Annotated in this window: 22 protein-coding genes; 13 read left to right on the top strand and 9 right to left on the bottom strand. The window is 37.8% G+C overall.

What is annotated here, in order from left to right:
* Positions 1–144: 144 nt before the first annotated feature.
* Entirely contained in the window at positions 145–1,431 is a 1,287-nt protein-coding gene (locus tag FG390_RS04365) for an aspartate aminotransferase type Ic (protein ID WP_141189814.1), read from the top strand.
* Between the two features lie 220 nt (positions 1,432–1,651).
* On the opposite strand, the gene FG390_RS04360 is transcribed toward FG390_RS04365, so the two are convergent.
* From FG390_RS04360 to FG390_RS04345, 4 genes are all read right to left on the bottom strand, one after another.
* A complete protein-coding gene (locus FG390_RS04360) occupies positions 1,652–3,016 on the bottom strand; it encodes an allantoinase (protein ID WP_141189813.1) in 1,365 nt (454 codons plus the stop codon).
* Positions 3,017–3,060: 44 nt separating this feature from the next.
* Entirely contained in the window at positions 3,061–4,302 is a 1,242-nt protein-coding gene (gene pucG / locus FG390_RS04355) for a pyridoxal-phosphate-dependent aminotransferase family protein (protein ID WP_141189812.1), read from the bottom strand.
* Positions 4,303–4,382: 80 nt separating this feature from the next.
* Positions 4,383–5,624: an allantoate deiminase gene (allC, locus tag FG390_RS04350; RefSeq protein WP_141189811.1), complete on the bottom strand. Its 1,242-nt coding sequence runs from the start codon at positions 5,622–5,624 to the stop codon at positions 4,383–4,385.
* Positions 5,625–6,096: 472 nt separating this feature from the next.
* A complete protein-coding gene (locus tag FG390_RS04345) occupies positions 6,097–7,716 on the bottom strand; it encodes a PucR family transcriptional regulator (RefSeq protein WP_141189810.1) in 1,620 nt (539 codons plus the stop codon).
* Positions 7,717–8,051: 335 nt separating this feature from the next.
* On the opposite strand from FG390_RS04345, the gene uraD reads away from it, so the two are divergent.
* From uraD to FG390_RS04325, 4 genes are all read left to right on the top strand, one after another.
* Positions 8,052–8,573, top strand: a complete 522-nt coding sequence (gene uraD / locus FG390_RS04340) for a 2-oxo-4-hydroxy-4-carboxy-5-ureidoimidazoline decarboxylase (protein WP_141189809.1) — start codon at positions 8,052–8,054, stop codon at positions 8,571–8,573.
* Between the two features lie 76 nt (positions 8,574–8,649).
* Entirely contained in the window at positions 8,650–8,997 is a 348-nt protein-coding gene (gene uraH / locus FG390_RS04335) for a hydroxyisourate hydrolase (RefSeq protein WP_141189808.1), read from the top strand.
* A 27-nt stretch (positions 8,998–9,024) separates the two neighbouring features.
* Complete coding sequence (locus tag FG390_RS04330; protein WP_141189807.1) at positions 9,025–10,074, top strand: aromatic ring-hydroxylating dioxygenase subunit alpha; 1,050 nt, start codon at positions 9,025–9,027, stop codon at positions 10,072–10,074.
* A gap of 44 nt (positions 10,075–10,118) precedes the next feature.
* Positions 10,119–10,367 carry a ferredoxin gene (locus FG390_RS04325; protein ID WP_141189806.1) on the top strand — a complete coding sequence of 83 codons (249 nt, stop codon included), beginning with the start codon at positions 10,119–10,121 and terminating at the stop codon, positions 10,365–10,367.
* A gap of 66 nt (positions 10,368–10,433) precedes the next feature.
* On the opposite strand, the gene pabB is transcribed toward FG390_RS04325, so the two are convergent.
* Positions 10,434–12,164, bottom strand: a complete 1,731-nt coding sequence (gene pabB, locus FG390_RS04320) for an aminodeoxychorismate synthase component I (protein WP_141189805.1) — start codon at positions 12,162–12,164, stop codon at positions 10,434–10,436.
* Complete coding sequence (locus FG390_RS04315) at positions 12,161–12,754, bottom strand: anthranilate synthase component II (protein ID WP_141189804.1); 594 nt, start codon at positions 12,752–12,754, stop codon at positions 12,161–12,163. Before FG390_RS04315 ends, pabB begins: the two co-directional genes overlap by 4 nt.
* A gap of 131 nt (positions 12,755–12,885) precedes the next feature.
* On the opposite strand from FG390_RS04315, the gene FG390_RS04310 reads away from it, so the two are divergent.
* From FG390_RS04310 to FG390_RS04280, 7 genes are all read left to right on the top strand, one after another.
* Positions 12,886–13,398 (top strand): L,D-transpeptidase, encoded by a 513-nt coding sequence (locus tag FG390_RS04310; RefSeq protein WP_246092678.1) that lies wholly within the window; start codon positions 12,886–12,888, stop codon positions 13,396–13,398.
* 89 nt (positions 13,399–13,487) lie between these two features.
* Positions 13,488–14,186: a DNA alkylation repair protein gene (locus tag FG390_RS04305; RefSeq protein WP_141189803.1), complete on the top strand. Its 699-nt coding sequence runs from the start codon at positions 13,488–13,490 to the stop codon at positions 14,184–14,186.
* A 133-nt stretch (positions 14,187–14,319) separates the two neighbouring features.
* Complete coding sequence (gene purU / locus FG390_RS04300; protein WP_141189802.1) at positions 14,320–15,219, top strand: formyltetrahydrofolate deformylase; 900 nt, start codon at positions 14,320–14,322, stop codon at positions 15,217–15,219.
* Positions 15,220–15,510: 291 nt separating this feature from the next.
* Positions 15,511–16,767, top strand: a complete 1,257-nt coding sequence (locus FG390_RS04295; protein WP_141189801.1) for a M20/M25/M40 family metallo-hydrolase — start codon at positions 15,511–15,513, stop codon at positions 16,765–16,767.
* A 226-nt stretch (positions 16,768–16,993) separates the two neighbouring features.
* Positions 16,994–17,995, top strand: coding sequence for a LacI family DNA-binding transcriptional regulator (locus tag FG390_RS04290; RefSeq protein WP_141189800.1), 1,002 nt, complete (start codon positions 16,994–16,996; stop codon positions 17,993–17,995).
* A gap of 392 nt (positions 17,996–18,387) precedes the next feature.
* Positions 18,388–20,577 (top strand): alpha-galactosidase, encoded by a 2,190-nt coding sequence (locus tag FG390_RS04285; RefSeq protein WP_141189799.1) that lies wholly within the window; start codon positions 18,388–18,390, stop codon positions 20,575–20,577.
* Positions 20,578–20,670: 93 nt separating this feature from the next.
* Positions 20,671–20,991, top strand: a complete 321-nt coding sequence (locus FG390_RS04280; protein WP_373681525.1) for a CHY zinc finger protein — start codon at positions 20,671–20,673, stop codon at positions 20,989–20,991.
* 241 nt (positions 20,992–21,232) lie between these two features.
* Here the strand turns inward: FG390_RS04280 and FG390_RS04275 are convergent, their stop codons facing one another.
* The 3 genes from FG390_RS04275 to FG390_RS04265 all read right to left on the bottom strand — a co-directional run bounded on the left by FG390_RS04275 (position 21,233) and on the right by FG390_RS04265 (position 22,936).
* A complete protein-coding gene (locus tag FG390_RS04275) occupies positions 21,233–21,856 on the bottom strand; it encodes a LysE family translocator (RefSeq protein ID WP_141189797.1) in 624 nt (207 codons plus the stop codon).
* A gap of 100 nt (positions 21,857–21,956) precedes the next feature.
* Positions 21,957–22,340: a hypothetical protein gene (locus tag FG390_RS04270; RefSeq protein WP_141189796.1), complete on the bottom strand. Its 384-nt coding sequence runs from the start codon at positions 22,338–22,340 to the stop codon at positions 21,957–21,959.
* A 77-nt stretch (positions 22,341–22,417) separates the two neighbouring features.
* The gene (locus FG390_RS04265) at positions 22,418–22,936 is read right to left on the bottom strand and encodes an acyl-CoA thioesterase (RefSeq protein ID WP_141189795.1); all 519 of its coding nucleotides are present in this window, start codon (positions 22,934–22,936) and stop codon (positions 22,418–22,420) included.
* A gap of 623 nt (positions 22,937–23,559) precedes the next feature.
* Between FG390_RS04265 and helD the strand changes: the two genes are divergently transcribed.
* Entirely contained in the window at positions 23,560–25,920 is a 2,361-nt protein-coding gene (gene helD, locus FG390_RS04260; RefSeq protein WP_141189794.1) for an RNA polymerase recycling motor HelD, read from the top strand.
* Positions 25,921–25,928: the final 8 nt, after the last annotated feature.

Genomic DNA, 25,928 nt, shown 5'->3' with positions numbered 1-25,928 from the left:
TAAACTTCAAAAAGATCGATTTTTACAAAAAACTCATTCAATATGAAGTTGTTTAATGAATAGTATCCTTGTATGATAGGATTATATAAGTATAGTTAAAATGTTATTTAATATTTTTGTGTTTGGTGACAAGGAGGCCGCAACATGACTGACTTCAACACGTTAAGCGTTGTTGAATTGAATGAACTAAAAGCGAAATTGCAAGAAAAATATGAAGAATATAAGAGTAAGAAGTTGTCATTAAATATGGCAAGAGGTAAACCTTGCCCAGAACAACTAGATTTGTCGATGGGCATGCTAGATACAATAAGGTCTGATTCATCTTTAATATCGAAAGAAGGCATCGATTGTCGAAATTATGGTGGCATTGATGGACTTGTAGAAGCAAAAGAATTATTAGCTCCTTTACTTGAGGTCAGTACGGATGAAATCATTATTGGTGGTAACTCCAGTCTGAATATGATGCATGATACGATTTTTAGAGCCATGTTTAAAGGGGTATTAGGTGGAGAACAACCTTGGGGCCAATATCCTAAAATTAAATTTTTGTGCCCAAGTCCTGGCTATGACCGCCATTTTAGCTTATGCGAGTTTTTTGATATCGAAATGGTGGTTGTCGATATGCTAGAAGATGGTCCAGATATGGAACAAGTAGAGAAACTTGTGAGTGAGGATGAAACAATTAAAGGTATTTGGTGTGTACCAAAATATAGTAATCCTGAAGGTGTAACCTACTCAGATGAAGTGGTTGATCGACTGGCTAAAATGGAAACAAAAGCAAAAGATTTCCGAATCTTTTGGGATAATGCATACGCCGTTCATCATTTAACGGATAAACCAGACCAATTGAAAAATATCCTTCATGCATGTCAAGAGGCGGGTCATCCAAATCGTCCTTTCCTATTTGGCTCCACGTCAAAAATTAGCTTCCCAGGTTCTGGTGTAGCCGTCATGGGATCAAGTAAGGAAAATATCCAATATATTAAAAAACAATTGTCAGCACAAACAATTGGTCCGGATAAAATTAATCAACTTAGACATGTTCTTTTCTTCAAAGATTTTGAGGGTCTTCAGGATCATATGAAAAAACAAGCCGACATTATTAAGCCTAAGTTTGATAAAGTTTTAGAGCTTTTTGATTCAGAATTAGAGGGTAAGCACATTGCAACATGGAGTAAACCAAATGGTGGTTATTTTATCAGTCTAAACACGCTTGATGGTACAGCAAAGGATATTGTTGAATTGGCAGCTGAGGCAGGGGTAACCTTGACGGGTGCCGGCGCAACCTTCCCTTATCGTAAGGATCCTAAAGACCGAAATATCCGTATAGCCCCAACATTTCCATCTTTAGAAGAGTTGGAACTTGCGATTCAAGTTCTTTGTGTTTGCATTCAATTAATCAGTGTAGAAAAGATTTTGGCATCAAAATGATAAAGTGAAACTTCCATCAGTGGGGGTTTTTCGACGCACAGGACGGGATAAAGATAACGCGCCATTTAATCTTGGCAACTTATTAATTGTATGTAGAGTGATTGAAAAGGTTAATATATTATCCAGTCTCTTAATAAGCATAAAGCCCCAACCTTTAGTGGTTGGGGCTTTATGCTTGGTTCTGCGGAATATCAAAGAATTGATAGATGAAATCGTCACTTTATTTACTTGATTGAAAAATATTATGTTTCAACCACTGGCCGCGGACCTCTTCATTGCTTATACTTCCGTCTGAATATACCACTTGACCACGACTGATTGTAGTTTTTATTTTACATGGGAAGGTATGGTTTTCGAATAGGCTATATTTATGTTTAGCAAATAAATCTTGTTTTGTAATGGTATGTGATTCTTTTAAACTAACGATAGCAAAATCAGCATCAGCACCAATTTGGATGCTACCTTTTTTAGGACTTAAACCGTAACGTTCAGCAGGTGCTTTCGCGGTCCATTTAGCCACATGTTGCAATGGGACGCGGTGATTTAAAGCCAGCTCGATCATGCTCATGAGAGAAAATTGTCCGCCATTAATTCCGCCCCATGCCTCAAAAATATTTTCCTTATCTTTATCTGACCAAGGTGAAGGGGAGTGATCGGATGTCATCATATCGATATTTCCCTTAATGAGCTCCTCAATTAATGACTTTTGTGTCTCAGGCAAACGAAGCGGAGGGGCACATTTCGCAATCGGTCCCAGACGTTTTAAGTCTTCATGATTAAAGAGCAGGTAATGAGGACATGTTTCGAGAGTGACGTCTAAGCCTTTTCGTTTAGCCGATTGAATGATCCCAACCGCTTCAGGACTACTAATATGAACAAAGTGTAAGGAGCATCCTGTGATCTCTGCATAATAAATGGCGCGCGAGACCGCTTCGACTTCTGCTTGAATAGGCCTAGTTTCTAAATAATCATCACAGCTAGTGAGCCCTTTCCTGGCTTTTTCTTGAGCAAGAAAAGTAACAAGTGGACCACTCTCGGCATGTAAGGCTAATATACGATCTAATTGGGCGATTTTTTTCATGCCAGAGAGAAGGGTGAAATCATCTGCTGCCTCAAACTCAACGTTACCTGAAGGAGATAGAAAGGCTTTGAAACCAATGACACCACCTTCAGCAAGTTTCTCCAAATCATCAAGATGTCCTGGGACAAGACCTCCCCATAACCCAAAATCAATCATCGATTTCGATTCACCTATCTCTGCTTTGTCATAAAGGGCTTCTCTTGTCACCGTTGAAGGAATCCCATTTAGTGGCATGTCAAAGAAGGTCGTGCAACCACCCGCAGCGAGGAGTTCAGAACCGGTTTTAAAACCTTCCCAAACTTCTCGACCAGGTTCATTAAAATGAACGTGGGTGTCAATCATCCCTGGGAAAATATAATGACTTTCTGCATCAAGAATGTTATTAGAGTCTGTGAGTTGATCGCTAATTGATGCGATAACACCATTTTGAATGCCTATATCCATTTTTTTAATTTCTGAATCTAAAACAACGTGTCCATTTTTAATAATTTGATCATACGGCATTTTTACTCACTCCTTATCAATCTATCATCCTCGGTCTCGAATAATTACCCAATGACTTCCTGTTTCTTCTGCAATGCATAGACTTGTAGAGCGGCTTGAAGAGCTTCTCCGCGCTTAACCGCAAAACCTTGTTGTATAAGGGTTGCTTCCAAACCTGCAAGAACAAAGAGGACATTTTCTTTCCGGCAGCTATAGCCCATCGTACCAATACGCCATATTTTTCCTTGAAGTGACCCGAAAGAGCCCGCGATTTCAATCCCAAATTCATTTAGCAACGTATTTCGTACAGCATCAGGATCAACACCTTTTGGTACATTCACACAGGTTACGGTTGGCATTTTACATGTTGGATCCCCAAATAGAGTAAGACCCATAGCTTCAATACCAGCTACCAATGCCTTTTCATGGAGTTTATGTCGCTGAAAGCGCGCCTCAAGACCTTCTTCTAGGATAAGACGGAGACCTTCCCTTAAGGCATAATTCATTGTCGTAGCTTCAGTGTGGTGATTTAACCTGCGTTCACTCCAGTAGTCTTGCAGTTGACTTAAATCAAAATAATTGCTTCGAATAGGGGAAGAGGTGAATTGTTTATTATCATCCTCTGTTGCGATGCCACGTTCAACTTTTTTTCGAGATAAAATGATTTTTTCTACCCGGTCATTATACGTAATTGGAGCAATTCCAGAAGGAACAGAAAGACATTTTTGGGCTCCGCCTATAACAGCATCTAGACACCAGTCGTCAACCTTGACATCCGCACCGCCGATCGTCGCCACAGCATCAACAATGAGGATAACATCACGTTCACGGCAGGCATGGCCGACTTTTTCTAAAGGCTGCATGCGTCCTGTTGATGTTTCACCATGGACTAGCGTCACGAATTTTGGTTTGACCCGATCAATTTCAGATATGATGTCTTCTGGATCAAATACTTCTCCCCATGGGCATTCGATCGTATGGATCAAGGCACCATAGCGTTCACAGATCTCAGCGAATAGATGTCCAAACCGTCCAAAAATGGGAATGAGAACGTTGTCCCCAGGTTGAATAAGACTTGCTATGACGGCTTCAAGACCCGAACGAGAGGTTCCATCAATAGGATAAGCCCAGTGGTTTTTAGTTTGGTATAGCTCACGGATCATAGCCATATTTTCATTCATGATTTTTGTGAATTCTGGATCGAATTGACCTAAAATAGGCGTACTCATGGCACGTAGGACGCGGGGGTCAACCTCTACTGGTCCCGGCGTCATAATCGTTCGGAGGGGAGTGTTTAGTTCATTCATTTGTTTTACCTCATTTCTTCTTAGCTCAGAATAGATTGATAGACTAATTAGAGAAGATCGATTATGAATTTAATAACCTATTAGGTGTAAGCGAGTTCATACAAGAAAGATGTAAGAATGTTTACACCCGTAGCCAGATCTTCTGGTTTTGTATATTCTTTAGGTGAATGACTGATGCCTTGGTGACTTGGAACAAAGAGTAAGGCTGTTGGACAGAATGTACCAAAGACCTGCGAATCATGACCTGCACCACTCACCATCTGTCTAAATGGAATTTTTTCTTTTTTAATCATTTTAGTCATTTTTGACATGAGCGTCTCATCCATTTTGACAGGTTCATCATCCATCCATTGCGTAATGTTCAATTTTATATTTTGCTCATCTGTCGTTTTATGGAAATAATCAAATACTTCCGAACAAAAAGTCGTTAACGTCTCTTTTTGATGATGTCTAACATCTAATGTAAACGTCGCCTCACCCGCAACAACATTAACAACATTGGGTTTAACTTGAATGTTACCCACGGTGGCGACGAGATCACTTTGTTGTTTTGCTTTATTCGTCAAATGGTGGATTAAATCACAGGCGGTTGCTAGCGCATCTTTTCTTGCATTCATAGGCGTCGTACCTGCGTGATTGCTTTGTCCCGTTAGCGTAATCGTAAATCGTTTTTGTCCGACAATATGACTAACCACACCTAGAGTTTGCCTACTATTTTCAAGAATGATGCCTTGTTCTACGTGAACTTCTAGAAAACAAGCGATATCCTTTCGTCTAGGATTTGGATAGTTATTAAGACCAAACCCTGCTGCTGCCATGGCTTTTTTGAAAGGGATGCCATCATCATCAGTTAGAGAATGTATTTCGTCAAAATGATGTTTTCCCGTTATACTTCCAGATCCCCAAAAGGAAAGAGGAAATCGACTTCCTTCTTCTTCACATAAGGAAACAACTTCAATGGTTTTCTTAGGTTTTCCATTCTTTTGAAAAAGTTCCTTTGCAGCAAGTAAACTTGCCACAATCCCATAAGCCCCATCATATTTTCCGCCTTCAATAACACTGTCAATATGTGACCCTGTCAGGATAACTTGTTCACGTTCAACAGTACCTTCCATTCGGCCAAATAAATTGCCAACGTCATCGAAGTGTGTCTGAAATCCAAAGGAATGCATCACTTCTTTAAGGGCTTGCTGAGCACGTATCCATGGTGAAGAATATAAAAGGCGTGAGACGCCATTGTTTTCCGTTGCACCAAATGAGGCAAGAAAGTCTAGCATCTTGCTGAGCTCATCTTGAATCGCATAAGGGGTTTTTACTTTCATTGCACGGCCTCCTCTTTGATTCATACTTAAATAATGGAATATCCCCATTATCGTGAATGCCTTTATTTTAGCAGAGGAAAGACGGAATGCCATTATGCGATATAACAAATGATATGGACTTGATTGGTTATTTTAACTAAAGAAATTTTTCTAATAGATTGTGGCTAGATGTTTTTGGCTTTTAAGAACATGAGGAATTTATTTGTTCTTCCACGCTTCACGTTTCTACAAAAACCAAAAACAACAATGTTTGTGAAAATAGCTTAACTAAAATATGTGTACAGGTCTTTATTAGTGCGTGTTCAAAAAGGTGACAAATTAGAAGCAAGAAGATCAAGGCGGCGCTGTTTTGAGGACCGGAATGTAGGTTTTTGCTACATGAGGACCGGAAAAACAAGCGGGCGCCGAGACTCGTAGCTTATCATTTGGTGACTTTTTGAACAACCTCTATTAGTGGTGTTGTTCAATTTATTCATGAAAGATTCAATAACGGTCTGATACGCATGGCTAATCGCAATCGAAAAGTCGTATCTGGATCTTTAAGATCCCAGCCAAAAACCGTTTCACATTTCTCTAAGCGATAAATAACGGTATTACGATGAACAAAAAGTTTTTTTGCTGTTTCGGAAATCTGACAATGCGATTCCAAGAAAACAAATAAGGTATGCAGCAATGTTTCGGCCTCATCTTTTGGATATTGAAAGAGGTGTTGAAGGGTATTCTTGTAGAAAGCTTTCAAATCCTCAACAGGAATCATTCGAAGCATATCTGCAATATCTTTCACCTCATAACCCTCAATAAAGTTTGTTTTTCCCATTCGTCTTCCGGTATCAAGAGCATCTAAAGCTTCTTTGTAAATCGCATGAACGTCCATGAGTTGATGACAAATCGTACTTAATCCAAATGATATGGACTGGTTGAAAAAGTGCTGGATTTTATTTTGAAGTTGATTAAGATAAGGAGATACCTGTTCATAACTATGCGAGACGGAATCTTCAATTTCTAATAAGATCATGCATTGTTGCCCTTCGATAAAGAAATGAGAAGCAAAAGGAAAGCTGTTGACCTCATCTTCCATATATTCATAGATCGTATTTGTCTCCATTTGGTACTGAATAAAACTAGATGTTTGGTCAGGCATGTCGAGCTGGCCAGCGATGCAAACATATTTTTGATCTGTTTTTAAATGAAATTCTTTGGCTCGATGAGTAATCTCTTTTTCGGAAGAGAAGGCATTATTAATTAAATTCATAAAAAAGAGTTGTTTTATTTTACGATCATTCTGTTTAAGTGCGTCTTCCTTCATTAGTTCAAAGGCGATCACATTAACCGCTTGTTCTAATGTTAGGATGAGGAGACGATCGAAATACGAAATTTCACCTAAAGCGATCAGGTAACATTGCTTATTACCAGCTGTATATACTGGAAAAATAGTCAACGTACAGCGAGGATCAGTTAATGAAAACGACGTGTAGTTGGATGTTTCTAAGAAGAAATCATTTTTTATTAATGCACAGGACTGAATAATTTTATGATTCTCACCGCTTAGTTTTTTTGGAATTAAAGGTCTAAAATAGGGATCTAATAGTAACAGAGGCAGCTTTATAATATTTGAAAGATTCTCTAATAACTTTTGAACGCCTTTTCCATTCATAATATGAATCGTAAATTGCTCGTGAGCATCAATCGCAAACTTTAACTCTTTTAATCGATTATCTCGAAGTAAACTTAATGTTTCATTGACGACTTCGACGAGTGGGATCTCCGTAGGAATATTGATAATAGGGAATTTTAATTTGTCTGCAAGTTCGCATACCTCTTGTGGAATACCATATAAGAAACGTTCGGTTTTTATACCAATAGCAGAACATCCAAGTCTAGCCATGTTCTTGACAAGAAGAACAAAGAACTGTGGGTCACCTCGCAAATGATAACCCGACGTTACGAGTAAATCATCGCTTTTTAAATAATCAATAATATCAGGGGCATCCATCATGTTTATATTGTTAATATCGCGGTTCAAACCTGTTTTACCCGCAACAATTTCAAAGTTTTTAAAAGCAGGAATATGTAATAGATCGGCTACTTTCATTTCAGCACCTCAGTAAAAAATAGATTGTTAGGTTATATTATACAATAATTTAAGATAATTTTGTAAATTAACACAATGAAAGCAGGCACTTCTTCTGTTAAATTCTTAATAACAGAGCGCCATTTATTTAGCTCTCTAGATATAAAAGTAAAAATTATGAGAGCAAGTCAAAACGACAGAAAAATCCTTCTGATGAAAGATAATAATGTATTTATCCGCTTAGGTAAGCAGTAAGATCCTTGCGATTGAAGTTATCACTTTATTAACAAAAGGAAAAGATGTATAATTTTATAATACAGAATATACTGAATTAAATGAAGGGAGCGTGATGAACCATGATGTCCATTGAAGATTTTAATCAGGCAAGTGCTTCCGAGTGTGAAAAGTGCTTAGACGGTGTTTTTGAATCTTCTCCTTGGATTATGAAACAGGCGATTGTTTTTCGTCCATATCCATCTCTTCATGCCTTATTTGATCGTATGGTCACGATCGTTAGGGAATCGTCGATAGAAAATCAATTAAACTTGATCAAGGCTCACCCTAAGTTAGGAACGAGAAATAGAATGAGTACTGAATCGACGGAGGAACAAAAAACAGCTTGCCTTAATCAATTAAGTGATGATGAATACAATCAATTTCTACTCATGAACGAACAATATATGACGATATTTGGTTTTCCTTTCATTCTAGCTATTAAAGGAAAAAGTAAGCAGGAAATATATGAAGATATGGAAACAAGATTACAACATAACCAAGCAGAAGAGTTTGAATGTGCTTTGAAAGAAATTTTTACAATTGCATCCTTTCGTCTAAAGGATCGTATAACGGATAACTTAGAATCCAAACAACGGACTTAATGAATAATGAATCAAAGTGGAATCTTTTAATCACGGTGAATAATAAGATGACTAATGGAAAGGTTGCTTTTAGAAGATGGCCGGATTAACAACACATATTTTGGATTTAGCAAATGGCGTTCCCGCAGCGCATGTTAAAGTAGAAGTACGCTTAACAGATACAAAGGATGTTCTGAAAACCATTATGACAAATGAAAATGGCCGGGTTGATGAACCTCTAATATCTGAAAATGAGTTAAAAAAAGAAACATATGAACTTCTTTTTCATATTGGGGATTATTTTAAACAAAAAAATAGTCCTCTAGAAGAACCTTCCTTTTTAGATGTGATCAGTGTACGTGTAGGTATTTCAAATCCAAACGTGCATTATCATGTTCCATTACTTGTCACACCTTGGAGTTATCAAGTTTACCGCGGAAGTTAGTCGCATTGTCAAAGGGGGATAAATAGTATGGTAGATTCAAAGCTAAAAAAGAAGAACCCAACACCGTATCCACGTGATTGTACGTTCACCCGAGAGGACTGGGAAGTTTTATCGAAATATTGGTATCCGGTCGCTCGAGCAGACGAAGCCACTGAAAAACCAATGGCTGTGAAACTCCTTGACGTTGAACTCGTTCTCTACCGAACACAAAATAATAAGCCTATTGTGGCAAGAGATCTTTGTGTTCATCGAGGGACACCGCTGAGTATGGGGTGGGTCGAAGGCGATAATATCGTCTGTCCTTATCACGGTTTCAGTTATGGGCCTGATGGTCAGTGTACATCCATTCCAGCCCATCCTGGTGCAAAAATTTCGCCGCGATTATGTATGAATGTCTATCCAACCGTTGAAAGATACGGTCTCATTTGGACGACTATCGCAGGAGAAAAAGAAGAGATTCCCCCTTTTCCTGTGTGGGATGATGCGGAGTTTCAACCCATTTTGCCACCGACGATTGACATTGCCGGATCAGCTGGGAGACAAATGGAAGGATTCCTAGATGTCGCTCACTTTGCATGGGTACATACAGAAACCTTTGGAGATCGAAATAATCCATTTGTGCCAAGCTACAAAGTGCAAGAAACAGATTACGGTCTGCATACAGAGTATTTAAGTAATGTGAGTAATTACCCAAAAGGATTTCAAGATCTAGCACCGGAAGTCTTTAAATGGCTTCGTGTTTTTGATGTTTTTCCACCTTTGGCGGCACGGTTGACCGTTCATTTTCCAGAAGGTGGACGCCTTTGGATATTAAATGTCCCATGTCCTATTTCGGCTCGTTATACACGACTCTTTTGCCCGATAGCTCGGAATTTTGATAAAGACAAACCGATTGAAGATGTTTATGAATTTAACTTGAAAATATTTAATGAAGATCGTGAAATGGTTGAAAATCAGAAGCCTGAAGAACTCCCTCTCGATTTACAAGCAGAAGCTCATATTTTAGCAGATAAGACATCGATTGCCTATCGAAAGTTATTAAAGAAAATGGGATTAGGGGCTACTTATACGAGTTGAATGACGCCGTCTTGTCATCCTTTTTAAAAGGAGATGAAAAATTATTGCCTAAGTTTACAATCGTTGATAAAGATACGTGTATTGCGTGCGGGGCTTGCGGCTCGGCAGCTCCAGATATATTTGATTATGATGATGAAGGTATTTCCTTTGTCATACCAGATGATAACGAAGGGACAGCAGAAATTGCAGAAAGCCTTTATGAAGATTTAATTGATGCTTACGAAGGTTGCCCGACAGAATCCATCAAAGTAGCTGATGAACCATTTAATGGGGACCCATTGAAATTTGAATAAAGAATAAAGGTAGTTCTAAGAGATAAACTGAGGATGAGATGCATGATGATCTCATCCTTTATTTTTCTAGAAATGGACCTTAATCCATCCTCTAACGCTATTAATAAACCAAATCTCCGCGGCACTTTTTAATTCCTCTATAGTGATGCTTTTTTCTTCCACTTTTCCTTGATGGAGAAGACTTTCCCTGAATGTACCTGCTAAAAGTCCGTCTGAAACAGGGGGCGTAACAAGTGTATCATGTATTTTAGCGACAACATTCCCATTTGTAAATTCAGTGATATGGCCCTTTTCATTCCACAATAAAATATCAAATACATCCTCTTGTCCATCTTTGTGCTCTTTATACATTTCACGGAACGTCGTTTTATGGTAGAGAAATACGTTGTTAGATGATATGGGTGACGTGCCTAATCTTATGGATTGATCCTCTGCAATGATCGAGATAGGCTGTGTTTCGATCGAAAAATGTCCTTGTTTATTGACGATAAGCCGAACCTTAAATCGACCGACAGGAAATTGCTTTTCAAGTTTAAAAAGGGCTAAATTGAGTTCATGTTGATCCAACTTATATTGGAAATATTCGGCGGAGTGACTTAATCTCGCTAAATGATGATCAAGTAAAACCAGTTTACCATCCTCCAAAAGGAGACTTTCTAGTAAATCAAACTCTGGGAACTTAGCCGTAAGAACAGCGCCTTTAGCGACAACCTCGTCATATTCATCCTTAGCATTGGAATCCCATGTAATGCCGCCGCCGACACCATATTCAGCCAGCCTATTTTCCTTATCGATCCAAACGGTTCGAATCGGAATATTAAAAATAGCCTTGCGTGCTGGCGTCATATAGCCAATCGTTCCGCAATAGATTTCCCGAGGGGAGGATTCTAATTCATGAATCAAGGACATGGTTTTTACCTTCGGAGCACCGGTGATTGAGCCGCATGGAAACAAAGCTTTAAAAATATCAAATACAGTCGTTTCAGGTTTTGTTTTTGCTTCGATTGTTGATGTCATTTGATGAACCGTCGGATAAGATTCAATATCGAACAGTTTTGAAACGTGTACAGAACCTCTCTCGGCAATTCGGCTAAGATCATTTCGTAACAAATCAACGATCATCACATTTTCAGCTTGGTCCTTCGTTGAAGATTTTAACTTTTCTTTAAGTCGTCGATCTTCATCAAAGGTCAACCCTCTCTGAATCGTTCCCTTCATTGGCCTGGTTTCAATATGTTCTCCGTCCCATGCGAAAAACAATTCTGGAGAGGCAGACAAAATTTGATAGTCCCCAATGTCGAGATAAGCACAAAAATCTGCACGTTGGGCTTCTTTTAATTGATGAAAATACGACAGAGCATCCGTTGTAAACGGGCTATTTAAACGGAGTGTGTAATTGGTTTGATACGTATTTCCGTTTTCTATTTCTTGATGTATCGTTTGGATGGCTTTCGTATATCTTTCCGGTGATACATCAGGCTTCCAAGCTAATGAATGAGCGATTGAGCTCTTTTCTTCAGTGGAAATCATACTCGGTTTCTCAAAGACGCCAAACCATAATAATGGCATTTTTGTATCTGTATGGGTTGTCATAGAAGAATTAAATCCAAGGGCTGCCTCATAACTTACATATCCCGCGACATAATATCCATCATCTAAATAGGATTCGATCTGATTAAAAAGAAGCGGGATGTCTTCAATCTTATAAGTACAAAGGATGTCGATTGGATTTTCAAACATCATATCAGTATCCAAACTATACGGATGACGAAAAAAATAGTTCAATTGGATACTCATTTCAATAGCTCCTTATCCGGCTGAATATCATAGGTTTGAAAAAATTGCTTGAGACACTCTAATCCGAATTCTGTTTGAATGGCTTCAGGATGAAATTGAATGCCTTCGATCGGTAATGATTGGTGTCTGACTGACATAATTTCACCTGTTGCAGTTTTTGATGTAGGAACCAATTCTTTTGGCAATGGATGACTTGCAACGAGTGAATGATAGCGAGCCACTTTTAATGGATTTGGTAATCCTTGAAAGATGGTTTGTCCATCATGAAAAATCTGGTCCGTTTTTCCATGCATCGGTTGAGCAGCTTTCTCGATTTGTCCTCCGAATGCTTCGGCAATAACTTGGTGACCGAGACAAATACCTAAAATAGGGACATGTGATTTAAATTTATTCACGACTGAAAGACAGCACCCAGCATCTATAGGGGTTCCTGGTCCGGGTGAGAGACAGATCACATCAGGATTTAGGTTGATGATATCTTCAGTTGTGATGTGGTCATTGTATTTTGTTATGACAGAGTGCCCGAGTATTTCCATATAGTGAACAAGATTATATGTAAATGAATCATAATTATCGATCATGAGTATCAAATAAATCACCTGCTCATTAAAAATGAAATCCTAGAACTCATTATACTCTATTTTTTAAAGTTGTTATATTAGGATGAACCATCTCATTTTAAGAGAAACTAATCAAAAAAGGTCGATGGGGAGTGTCTGTCATGCTTAAAAAAATGATCGTTATTTGCTTATCTTTGTTTATATTCATGATATCTCAAAGTTTCGCCGAGACTCATGATACCTCTTCATTAATTATTGTTAATAAAACAACACATCGTCTCGCTCTGATTAAAAACAATAGAATCGTGATGCAAGTTTCTGTAGGTACAGGAAGAACGCCTCAATTAACTCCTGAAGGTCTATTCCATGTTGTTGTCAAGGTTAAGAACCCCTATTATATAAAAAAGAACATACCTGGAGGAAGTCCAAAAAATCCATTAGGAACAAGGTGGATAGGGTTTGATGCGTGGGGGACGAATGGTCGAATATATGGCGTTCACGGGAACAATAATCCCGCTTCAATCGGTTATAACGTTTCTTCGGGATGTATTCGTCTATATAATAAAGACGCTGAACAATTGTATGATCAAATATCCCTCCACACACCCATTTTCGTTACATCTAGTTCTAAAACAATGACTCAGTTAGCACAAGAACAACATGCCGTTCATTAATTTTTTTCATAGTAATAAAGAGCGTACAAGATACAGAAATTAGTGTACAATATAGAAAAATCGTTTGAAACAAGGGGTCATTAAAACAAGTGCATGCATATTCGGAAAAACTCATTCAACTATATAGACGCTACGGTGATCAAGACGTGGCTAAATCAATGAAGCAGTATATGCGAAACCAATTTGAATTCTTAGGGTTAAAAACACCCCTGCGAAGAGAAATTTTTAAAACCTTTTTGAAGGAGCAAGGACTTCCTTCTACAAAACAGGATTTGAGAGTTGTTGTGATAGATCTTTGGGAGAGCCCTGAACGAGAGTACCAAATGGTTGCGATGGATATTTTAGGAAAATCGAAAAGAATCATGGATGCTGACGATCTTTCTTTTATTGAATATTTAATTATCACAAAATCCTGGTGGGATACAGTGGATTTTCTTGCTTCAAATATGGTTGGGGCAATCTTACTAAACGACCCTAGTTTCATTGATGTATACACTGAAAAATGGAATAATCATGATAATATGTGGTTGCAGCGCACGGCCCTCTTATTTCAATTAAAGTATAAAGAAAAGACCGATGACAAACGACTCTTTCGATACATTCTAGACCATGTTGATTCAAACGAGTTTTTTATCCAAAAAGCGATTGGTTGGGCTTTGCGGGAGTATTCAAAAACAGAGCCGGATCTTGTTCGAGCATTCATTGATAGGCATGAATTAAAACCGTTAAGTAGACGTGAAGGTTTAAAATGGGTGAACCAGCAAAAGCAAAAAGATGCTTCACTTTAAACGAAACCTTTTCACTATTTTGTTCTGCAGGAGATGCTTACCATCATTTGTCTTCGTGTAACATTTTTTCCGTATGGAAGACATTTTAACTCTCATTTTAGAAGATACAGTTTAATTAGGAGGACGACAAGGAGTGCTTAAGGAAATAGAATCTCAGCTAAATAGTTTCAAAAAAATCAATAAAAATAGAGGTCGGCTACTCATTAGCTGCCTTGATCAGCCAGGTATCATCTCAAAGATATCTAAATTTTTATTTTCTCATGGGGCAAATATTATTGAATCAAACCAATACTCCATTAATCCTCATGGAGGAGACTTTTTTATTCGAATTGACTTTGAAGCTCCAGATCTAATCGATAAAAAAGAAACGTTAATGGAAGACTTTCAACCTATCGCAGAGACATTTTCTATGACGTGGGAGCTTCATTTAGTATCAGAATTAAAAAGGATGGCCATCTTTGCGTCAAAAGATTTAAACTGTCTTAGAGAATTGTTATGGCAATGGCAAAACGGTGATCTTATGGCTGAAATTCCACTTGTTGTGAGTAATCATGAAACAGCCCGCCCACTTGTTGAACAATTAGGCATCCCTTTTTATTATTTGCCTGCAAGTAAAGAAAATCGTACGGAAGTTGAAAAGAAACAACTTCAGTTAATGTCAGAATACGATATCGATGTCATTGTTCTCGCTCGTTATATGCAAATTTTAACACCGCACTTTGTTGCGAGCCATCCAATGAAAATCATCAATATACATCATTCATTCCTGCCTGCCTTTGTTGGTGCAAGACCTTATGAAAGGGCCTATCAACGCGGGGTAAAATTAATTGGAGCAACCTCACATTATGTAACAAACGATCTCGATGAAGGGCCAATTATAGAACAAGATACAGTGAGGGTTGACCACCGTTTTGATGTCGATGAGTTAAAGAAAATGGGAGGAAATATTGAGCGTAATGTTCTTGCTCGTGCTGTCAAATGGCATCTACAAGACCGAATAATTGTTCATGGAAATAAAACGATTGTATTCTAAAGATCTAGTTTGACTAGATCTCAGATTGTCGACAAAAGGTATCGAGAGCATGTTCTTCGGTGCCTTTTGTCATTTTTGTATATGAATTGTGGGGGAAAAGGTTGATTTCCGCTCAAGGAGCTTGCTTTCCGTAGGGGCGTTCGGCGAGCCTCCACCCGTAGCGGAAGTCTCTGTAAATCAAAATAAAAGTCGAATTTTTTCGAATAGTATTCGTCTAAGTAAAAAGGATTTTTCGTTAATTTATAGAATATATTATGTTATGAAATGAATGAGTTGCGGGGGCTTGTTATAATGGATGGAAATAAATTAAGAACAGTGGTAGATAAAGATACAATTAATACCATTTATCATGAACTAATAGAAAATCCTGAAGTTAAAGCAGGTCTTGCATTTTTAGAAGCTGACAATGAACAAACGGCCAAAGAGCAAATTCATTTAACTTCTATACCCGCTCCGTCATTTAAAGAATATGATCGAGGGGAATTTATGAAGAAGCAATTCATTTCATATGGACTAGAAGATGTTACGACAGATTCAGAAGGGAATATTATTGGTATTAGACGAGGAACTGAGTCTACCCCTCGTATTGTTATATCCGCACATCAAGATACGGTATTTCCAGAAGGAACAGAAACAAAGGCGACGATAAGAAGTGGGAAGATCTTTGCACCTGGCATTTCTGATGATGGAAGAGGTCTTGCGGTACTACTCACGTTACTTCGTTCACTAAACCATAGTAAGATCCAAACTGTCGGGGATTTAGTGTTTGTTGCAACAGTTGGTGAAGAAGGTCTAGGTGACTTACGAGGAGTCAAAGCTCTATTTGAACAAGATAAGACGATTGATGGTTTTATTTCCATTGAACCAGGAACTCCCGAAGAAATTATCTATTTAGCGACAGGCAGCTATCGTTATCATGTAACCTTCAAAGGCCCAGGTGGGCATAGTTTTGGTGCTTTTGGAACACCGAGTGCCGTTCATGCTATGGGTAGAGCTATTGCCAAACTTGCTGATATGCGGGTACCTTCAGAACCGAAAACAACCTTTACTGTAGGAACCGTGACAGGTGGAACGTCCATTAATACCATCGCAGCTGATGCCACAATGTCGCTCGATTTGCGTTCTTCTTCATATGATGAGCTAAATAAACTAAAGAAGGTCGCTCTATCTCACATATATTCTGCGGTGGAAGAGGAAAATCATCGCTGGAATACGAATTCAATTTCTGTAGATATCAATCAAGTCGGAGATCGTCCTGCAGGAGAACAATCGAAGGATGCCATCATTGTTCAAGCGGCTATAGCAGCTGTTAAAGCGATTGGATTAACGGCCACATTGGAAGGTCCGAGTAGTACAGATTCAAATGTTCCTATTAGTTTAGGTATACCCGCTGTAACACTAGGAGGCGGTGGCGACTACGGTCATGTACACACACTAAATGAGTATTTTGATCCAGAGGATGCTTTTTTAGGTGCTGAGCGTATCTTTTTAACATGCCTTGGACTCGTTGGTGTTCATCATGTAAGCCAGCCTTTAATAAAAATCTAAAGGAACTTTTAGTTGGCAAAAGTTAATCGTTTTGTTTTATAATGTGATTAGCGATTTGAATTTTTGTATTATATTTAAATAAATTTGTAAGCGTAATCATTTCTTGTTTGGTGAACACATATGTATAGTTTTAAGATTGATGTAGCGTGTATTTTAATACAATAAATAATTGGCAAATGAATTTGTAAACGATTGCAAAAAATTAAACTAGGTGGTGGCGTTTAATATGTCAGTAAATATAAAAGATGTTGCAAAGAAATCAGGTGTTTCAACTGCCACGGTATCCCATGTCATTAATGGAACCCGTTTCGTGTCAGATGTGACAAAACAAAAAGTGCAAAAAGCAATGGTTGTTCTCAATTATCATCCTAATTTGATCGCAAGGAGTTTGCGGTGTAAAAAATCAAAAACCATTGGGCTCATTGTTCCAACAGTCAATGAAGGGGCACCTGATTTTTTCTATATGTCCGTCGCTCAGGGAATTCAGCATTATATTAAGAAACAAGGGTACCATCTCATTTTTAGCAATTATAATAATGAATGTGACGAAGAAGAACAAATTCAGGTTTTTAATACAAAGTGTATTGACGGGCTCATTCTAGCTCCAACCAATGATTTGCGAGAAAAGGTTCGTAATCATACACTTTTTGGGGATTATCCGATCGTATACGTGGATCGAAAAATGAGGAATCAACCTGGGGATACGATTCTTATTGATAATCAGGAAGGTGTATTTGAGGCTATCCAACATATGATTCATAAAGGTCACACACGGATTGGATTTATTTCAGCTGAACGTGGAGAGAACACAAGTGATGAGCATTTTCAAGGGTATTTGAAAGCGTTATCAAAATATGGTATATCTATTGATTCGAATCTAATCAAATCAGGTCCATCCAATTTTGAAACAGGCGTACAATTAACTCGTGAATTGCTCGAAAGTCAAAAGGTAACGGCTCTGTTTATTGCCAATAATACACTAACAATGGGTGCCATCCATTATCTACAGCATAAAAATATCGATATACCAAATGACCTTGCAGTGATTGGTTATGATGATTATGAATGGACGAAAGTGACAACGCCATTTTTATCGGTCATTAAGCAGCCAGCTTTTGAAGTTGGGGAAAAAGCGGCAGAAATCTTATTATCCAAAATTAACAAACAAAATTCGGATTATCATGACTACCGTTTAAAACCCTATTTTATCTCGAGAGAATCATGTTAATAATCATGTTCCTCTTCCTATAAGTCGAGCAGAAACATTATCTAAAATTTAGTGATAAACAAGAAACAGAAACAGGAGGTTCATGACCTTTTGTTTCTGTTTCTGTTTCTCTAGTTTTTTTTCTAATGATAGGAATCTATACATACCTCTTATCAAAAAGGTTTTTGAACATCCTCTTATAGACTTTAGCTGCTATATCTCTATCAGAATAGGCCAAGCTCAGTATCAGGTAGAACGCTACATATCGAGATAGAAGCCCACATATATTAAATGAATAAGTTCTCTCGAGTAATAATATAAACAAAATTGTATATTCTAAAATAATTAAAAGTGTCCATATTACTTATATACTTAATTGATTTGTCTCATTAAACTATGAAAGGAATGAGAACGTGATTTTATTTGATAAGGAAAGATGCATCTTCCACTTGCAAGGAAAGGGATTTAGCTATGTCTTTCAAGTGATACGTGATGGTTACCTAGCCCATTTATATTGGGGGAAGAAGGTTAAAGAGTACAGAGAAAGCAGTCCGCTTCTTTTCGTCAACAGAGGAGGATTTGCACCAAATCCGGACCCTTCTGACCGAACCTTTTCTTTAGATAACATTCCTTTAGAATATCCAGCCTATGGGAACGGAGACTTTAGGCATCCGGCGTATCAAATCCAGTTAGAAAATGGTTCAACGGTGACTGATTTGCGTTACCACTCCTATCGTATACATAAAGGGAAACCAAAATTGAAGTACCTTCCAGCTACATATATAGAACATGAACATGAAGCAGAGACGTTAGAAATTGTCTTAGTTGATAAGGTGATTGGACTATGGGTGACACTCTCGTATACCGTGTTTGAGAGGTACAATGCGATGACGAGGTCTGTCCAATTCCATAATAAGGGGAAAGAGAATTTAAGAATATTGCGAGCGCTAAGTAGCAGTGTGGATTTTCGTGATGATCAATTTGATTTGCTTACTCTGTATGGATCACATACAAATGAACGGAATATCTCAAGGCACCCTCTGGCTATGGAAATGCAAGTTATAGAAAGTAGGCGTGGAGCGAGTAGCCTTCAGCATGATCCGTTCTTTGCCTTGTTACGAAAAGGTACAAATGAAACAAGTGGAGTAAGCTATGGATTTAGTTTTGTTTATAGCGGTAATTTTCAAGCAGAGGTAGAAGTGGACCAATATCAAACCACCCGGGCTTCTATTGGAATCAATTCCTTTGATTTTAGTTGGATATTAACACCGAAGGATATATTCCAAACACCTGAGGTCGTCATGGTTTATTCAGATCAAGGAATAGATGGGATGTCTCAAACGTATCATCATCTTTATCGAGAGCGTTTGTGTCGGGGGCTCTATCGAGATCGAATCAGGCCAATATTATTTAATAATTGGGAGGCGACCTATTTTAAATTTAATGAGAAAAAAATTGAAGAGTTGGCTGATGAAGCGAGTTCTCTAGGGATTGAACTTTTTGTCTTGGATGACGGTTGGTTTGGGAAACGTGATAATGCAAAGAGTTCTCTAGGTGATTGGGTTGTCGATAAGCGAAAGTTACCACATGGATTGAACCGCCTAGCTAAGCGAATTGAAGGAAAAGGTATGGCATTTGGACTATGGTTTGAACCTGAAATGGTGTCTCCAGACAGTCAGCTTTACCGAAAACATCCGGATTGGTGTCTTCATGTACTGAGCAGGCCGAGGACGGTTGCAAGAAATCAACTTGTTCTAGATTTATCTCGTCAAGATGTTTGTGAGTATCTGATTGATGCCATATCAAAAGTGTTATCCAGTGCTCCGATTCGTTATGTCAAGTGGGATATGAATCGGCATATGACAGAGATTGGGTCAGCCTTACTACCGCCTGAACGTCAACGGGAAACCGCTCACCGTTACATGTTAGGATTGTATTATGTCCTAGAAATCCTCACTTCCAAATATCCTAAAATATTATTTGAAAGTTGTTCAAGTGGCGGAGGCCGATATGATCCAGGAATGCTTTACTATATGCCCCAGGTATGGGCGAGTGATAATACAGATGCCATATCCCGGTTAAAAATCCAATTTGGAACAAGTATCATTTACCCGCCAATCACTATGGGTGCTCATGTATCGTCAGTCCCGAATCATCAAGTTGGTCGAATAACAACGTTAGAAACGAGAGGTTATGTCGCCATGGCCGGAAACTTTGGTTACGAATTAGATTTGACGAAGTTATCGAAGGAAGAAAAAGAGATGGTTAAGAAACAAGTGGCCTTTTATAAAGAGATTCGTCCTTTAATTCAATTTGGAACGTTTCATCGTATCTTAAGTCCATTTGAAGGTAATGAAACAGCTTGGATATTTGTCTCGCCAGACCAAGACGAATTTATTTGCTTCTACTATCAAATATTAGCCGTACCAGCACCGCCCATTAGAATTTTGAAACTTGCTGGATTAAATCCAGACTTCTGTTATAAAGATATGAACACAGGTAAAGTATTTGGAGGAGATGAATTAATGAACGTGGGTATGACTTTACCTATAGAGAAAGGTGATTTCTTAAGTCACGTATGGCGATTTAAAAAATATAATTAAAAAAATAGCGGGTGCTGTTTCCAATGGGCACCTGCATTTTATATTTTCGGTATAATGATCCTTGGGGTGGTAATTTTGAAAAAGACAATACCAATGGTATACGGACTAGAGGTTGATAATGAAACGAGATGCAAACATTATCATACAAAAAAAGATGTGATAGCTATAAAATTCAAATGCTGTGGTCAATATTACTCGTGTTATGAATGCCACGAGGAGGTAGCAGATCATCGAAGTGAGCAATGGAACGAAGATGAGTATGATGAAAAAGGAATTCTTTGTGGTGTTTGTGGACATGAGTTAACCATTCATGAATATATGAATGCTCATTTTAAATGTCCGAAGTGTCAGGCTGATTTTAACCCTGGATGCCAAAAGCACTATCATCTTTATTTTGGATCATGCAGTAAATAGATATAAGAGGTTGTTCAAAAAGTCACCAAATGATAAGCTACGAATCTCGGCGTTGGCTTGTTTTTCCGGTCCTCATGTAGCAAAAACCTACATTCCGGTCCTCAAAACAGCGCCGCCTTGATCTTCTTGCTTCTAATTTGTCACCTTTTTGAACACGCACTATAAGAGGCTCAATTATGTAAAAGATTGACATAATTGAGCCTTGTGTTTGTGTATAAAGCCTTGATTAAATATCCAGAGTTCATTGACCTGTTTCTAAAGCGAGTTTAATACCGAAACCAATAAGAACGAGGCCTGAAAAACCTTGAATGGCTTTTTGTGTGGACTCTTTTTGCATAAAATGATTCAGTTGATGAATCATCAAGGTATAAACAAGAAAGAACCCGAGCGTGATGACGATATAAATCAAGCCCAGTAAAATAAAAGGAATAAATGTGGAATGATTCGGATTAACAAATTGAGGGAGGAAGGTTAAGAAAAAGACAGCCACCTTTGGATTTAATAAATTAGTGAAAAAACCTTGTCTAAAATAAAATGATTTCCCTATTGGTTTGATTGGTTTGTATGTATCAGATTTTTTATTTTTTCTAATAGATAACAAAGAGATTATACCTAGATATAGCAAATAGCCAGCCCCAGTAAATTTAAAAATAGTAAATAAATAAATCGAATGAACGATAATGGCCGATAAACCAAAGATGGCAATCAAAGTATGAATACAGAGGGCTATGCATGTTCCAAATAACGTCTTTAATCCAGCTGTTCTTCCCGAATTCAATGTGTTTTTGGTAATGATAATATAATCAGGGCCCGGCAAGAGCACAAGAAAAATGGATAATAGGATAAAAGAAAAGATGTGGATCATCCTTTGACACTCACTTTCAGAATGATTTTATCTTGAATGCGACATTAATCATAATATTAAATAAGCAACGTCATAATAATGACGCTGCTTGAGTTTTGAATTAGCTCATTTTTCGTGAGCGGTAGATCCCTTTGATTTCTTCAGGTGTTTTTCCTTTGACCAATAAACAGAAATTTTCGTAACCAATGTTGTGGCAATCCCGCAATAGTGACTTTAATGCATTAAGGTCATGGAAACGCTGATCAATTTTATTTATTTCGTTTTTATAGAGGTCAATGATTGAATCTTGAACGAAATGGGGAGCTACTTGAGTCACATCTTCTCCCATTATGATTCCACAAAGATAGTCATACTTGAATTGTAATTGACGAGTGAGATTAACTAAATGTAGTAAGTGGCTAAAGGTTTCTTCATGCTCATTTTTATATGTTTCAATCTTTTCTTTTGCTTCTCGTAAGTCGTGCAGATTGGATAAGACCTTCACTTGGATATTCACCTTTTTCTATACGAAAGTTTTTGGAGAGCGAGAAATCATTTGTGTACAACTAAAATTTAATTATATTATTCCCAAGGTTTTTTTAAAGTAATAAATTCAGCGAGTTCTTTACTATGTTGTCTCCTTTGTTTACGATGTTCGGCTCTTCTAGGGGCTGTATTAAATAAATATTTTTCCTCTTCAGACTCAGGAATGACCCCTGGAACAGGAACGGGTTTTTTATTTTCATCTAAGGCAACGAAAGTGAGAAAAGCTGTGGCTGCAATTCGTCGATAACCTGTAATCATGTCTTCAGCAATGACCTTACAAAAAATCTCCATGGAGGATCGTCCGGTATATGTAACAAAGGATTCAAAGCATACGGAATCTTCCTGTGTGATCGGACAGAGAAAATCAATCGAGTCGGTTGACGCTGTTACACATTCTTTCACTCTAGAATGGCGCCTTGCGGAAAGGGTCGCACACCCATCGAGACGCTTCATGAGAACGCCTCCAAAAAGAGTGTTATAATTGTTTAAATCACTTACTAAGACTTGATCCGTATTAATGATTCGACTTTCGCTTACTCGTCTTTTTTCAACCATTAAAAGTCATCTCCTTAGTGAACGCTACTTTGTATTTTAAAGAAAAATCACCTTTAATAACATTAATTTGCTTTTAGTGCGTGTTCAAAAAGGTGACAAATTAGAAGCAAGAAGATCAAGGCGGCGCTGTTTTGAGGACCGGCATTCCACACGATGTGGTAGCTTCAACGTTGCTCACAGGACGTGAGCGATTTTAGTTGAAGATCCTCTTGTATCCGCTACATGAGGACCGGAAAAACGAGCGGGCGTCGAGAATTCGCAGCTTATCATTTGGTGACTTTTTGAACAACCTCTTTTACGGAGAGATACATTTTTAGAATAATCTTGTGAGAACCAAGTGTAAAATAAATTATATGCATAGGATTAATAACTTTTAGGTATAAATGTAAGAAACAAAAATATTATTCTAAAACAATTGATGGAGTAAAATAAAAGGGATTGGGGAAATAATGATTACTAAATATTGCAGATTAAAGATATGTATGATATATTAGAGATTCAAAAAAGGTAAAATTTATGCATAATACTACAATTTATATTTTACCACAACCTATCGTCGTTGTCAATTCATATCCATTATACAAATGGAAACTGATATCACGTTATCACAAAGGGGTGTCTTGATGGAGAATAAAAGCTTGAACTTTGAACGTAAGAGATTGAACGCTATTCTTAAAACCATTAAACATAAAGTCCAAAAGTTAACAGGATATGCTAGTGGCTTAAAAGAAGGCATTGTTGATTTGCGGAAAAATTTCTGGGAAGATGTCACGGTCAATGTTGATGAACCAGATGATATTGTAGAAACTCAAGCCAGTTTAAGGCAACAGGCGGAATTGTTATCTGAACGTGAAAGAAGTCATGGGCAAATCCATCGTGGGCTTAAAACCTTAGCAAGACTAGAAGACTCCCCTTATTTTGGGCGGATTGATTTTATTGAATCAGGTGAAAAAGAAGCTGAATCTATCTATATTGGTATAGCGTCCTTAATGGATGAGAAAGATGAAGAATTCCTTATATACGACTGGCGTGCGCCTATCTCTAGTATGTATTACGATTATACGCCAGGACCAGCATCATACAAGGCCATGGATGGTGAGATCACGGGTGAAATCACGTTGAAACGGCAATTCATTATTAAACAATCAAAGTTAGAGGGAATGTTTGACACAGGTGTCACCATAGGTGATGCTCTTCTTCAGCATGTTCTAGGGAATAATACAGACACACAGATGAAAAGCATTGTTGCGACGATTCAAAAGGAACAAAATAAAATTATTCGAAATACATCAAGTAAGTTTTTAATTGTACAAGGGGCAGCTGGAAGTGGAAAAACATCTGCAGCATTGCAGCGGGTAGCTTTTTTACTTTATCACTATCGAAAAACTCTAGGCTCAGAAAATATTTTGCTTTTTTCTCCGAATCCTATTTTTAATAGTTATATCTCAACGGTATTACCTGAACTTGGGGAAGAAAATATGCTTCAAACCACATTGAAAGATTATGTCGAAGACCGGTTAGATAGTGAGCTACGTTTGGAAGACCCATTCTCTCAAATGGAAATGTATTTAACACCAGAAGACCATACAAATTATGAAACAGACGTTGAAGGCATCCGTTATAAAGCGACATTAAATTTTAAAGCTCTGATAAAGCAATATGTTAAGTCGTTAAGCACTCATGGACTTATTTTTGATGATATTACGTTTCGAAATCGTGTGATTATCTCTAAAGAAGATATTGCTGTTGTCTTTTATTCAATGGATCAAAGTATCCCTATTTCAAATCGTATGGCCATGCTCACGGAATCTCTGTTAGAGAAAGTGAGTCGTATCGCCCTTAAAGAACGAAAAGAAGATTGGGTTTTGGAAGAGGGAGAGCTTCTCGATAAAGAAGATTTGTTAAATGTTTATAAAAAGTTACAAAGAAACAAGCGTTTTACGGATGATACCTTTGATGATTATGATCGGGAGGAAGGTATGATTCGAAAAGTCGTGATTCGAAAACATTTTACCCCCATTCGAAAACAAGTGAAGAAAATGACATTCATCGATATACCGGCTATCTATCGTCAATTATTTGAGTATAGCAAGGATGCGTCGTTTGATCACATCCATTTACCATCAAGATGGTCATCTATCTGTGATGAGACGATTAGGCAACTTGATGATGGACAATGCTCATGGGCGGATGCTGTGCCTTTCCTTTATCTAAAGGATTGTCTTTTAGGGCGGAAACCGAATATGTCGATCAAGCACATTCTAATAGATGAAGCTCAAGATTATTCACCTTTTCAATTTGATTACATCAAACGAGCTTTTCCAAACTGCAATATGACCATTCTTGGTGATTTAAGTCAAGCCATCTATGCACATACGTTTCATGAGGACACGCTTCTCTCAAATCATCACTATAGCCAGGATGCTTTTGAGAAAGTGACGTTGTTAAAAAGTTACCGATCAACCGAAAATATTATGGCCTTCACAAGGCCTATCATTCCAGAAGGTAAGAGTATTGAACCGTTTAATCGACAAGGAAATAAGCCGCTTGTGATCAAAGTAGATGATTCTGCGGATCGTTATGATGGTATTCTTTCTAAAATGAACCAATTACAGAATGAAAAAAAAGAAACAATTGCCCTCATTTGTAAAACGATGAAAGAAAGCAGACAAGCTTATGATCATTTGAAGGGCAAATTACCCATTCAGTTGATGGATAAGGAAACATATACGTTTAAAAAAGGATTTATCATCATCCCTGTCTACCTTGCCAAAGGGATTGAATTTGATGCTGTCATTATTCATGATGCATCACTTGAACATTATCACCATGAAACAGAAAGAAATTTATTTTATACGGCTTGTACGCGAGCGATGCACAATTTGATCTTATTTAGTGGGGGGCAGGTCACACCTTTTATAGAGAATGTACCCGACACCGTTTATGACATGGTTGACTATCGAAAAGAAAAGGAAAGTAAATGAGTTCCGAA

Source organism: Terrilactibacillus laevilacticus, assembly GCF_006517395.1.
GTDB classification, from domain to species: Bacteria; Bacillota; Bacilli; order Bacillales; family Sporolactobacillaceae; genus Terrilactibacillus; species Terrilactibacillus laevilacticus.
The sequence above is the reverse complement of the archived record's forward strand: the minus strand, read 5'-3'. Positions and strand labels throughout refer to the sequence as shown.

Bases quoted from the DNA above. Each gene is read 5' to 3' on its own strand.
- FG390_RS04365 (WP_141189814.1), top strand. From the start codon at position 145: ATGACTGACTTCAACACGTTAAGCGTTGTTGAATTGAATGAACTAAAA.
- FG390_RS04360 (WP_141189813.1), bottom strand. From the start codon at position 3,016: ATGCCGTATGATCAAATTATTAAAAATGGACACGTTGTTTTAGATTCA.
- pucG (WP_141189812.1), bottom strand. From the start codon at position 4,302: ATGAATGAACTAAACACTCCCCTCCGAACGATTATGACGCCGGGACCA.
- allC (WP_141189811.1), bottom strand. From the start codon at position 5,624: ATGAAAGTAAAAACCCCTTATGCGATTCAAGATGAGCTCAGCAAGATG.
- FG390_RS04345 (WP_141189810.1), bottom strand. From the start codon at position 7,716: ATGAAAGTAGCCGATCTATTACATATTCCTGCTTTTAAAAACTTTGAA.
- uraD (WP_141189809.1), top strand. From the start codon at position 8,052: ATGATGTCCATTGAAGATTTTAATCAGGCAAGTGCTTCCGAGTGTGAA.
- uraH (WP_141189808.1), top strand. From the start codon at position 8,650: ATGGCCGGATTAACAACACATATTTTGGATTTAGCAAATGGCGTTCCC.
- FG390_RS04330 (WP_141189807.1), top strand. From the start codon at position 9,025: ATGGTAGATTCAAAGCTAAAAAAGAAGAACCCAACACCGTATCCACGT.
- pabB (WP_141189805.1), bottom strand. From the start codon at position 12,164: ATGAGTATCCAATTGAACTATTTTTTTCGTCATCCGTATAGTTTGGAT.
- FG390_RS04310 (WP_246092678.1), top strand. From the start codon at position 12,886: ATGCTTAAAAAAATGATCGTTATTTGCTTATCTTTGTTTATATTCATG.
- FG390_RS04295 (WP_141189801.1), top strand. From the start codon at position 15,511: ATGGATGGAAATAAATTAAGAACAGTGGTAGATAAAGATACAATTAAT.
- FG390_RS04290 (WP_141189800.1), top strand. From the start codon at position 16,994: ATGTCAGTAAATATAAAAGATGTTGCAAAGAAATCAGGTGTTTCAACT.
- FG390_RS04280 (WP_373681525.1), top strand. From the start codon at position 20,671: ATGGTATACGGACTAGAGGTTGATAATGAAACGAGATGCAAACATTAT.
- FG390_RS04275 (WP_141189797.1), bottom strand. From the start codon at position 21,856: ATGATCCACATCTTTTCTTTTATCCTATTATCCATTTTTCTTGTGCTC.
- FG390_RS04265 (WP_141189795.1), bottom strand. From the start codon at position 22,936: ATGGTTGAAAAAAGACGAGTAAGCGAAAGTCGAATCATTAATACGGAT.
- helD (WP_141189794.1), top strand. From the start codon at position 23,560: ATGGAGAATAAAAGCTTGAACTTTGAACGTAAGAGATTGAACGCTATT.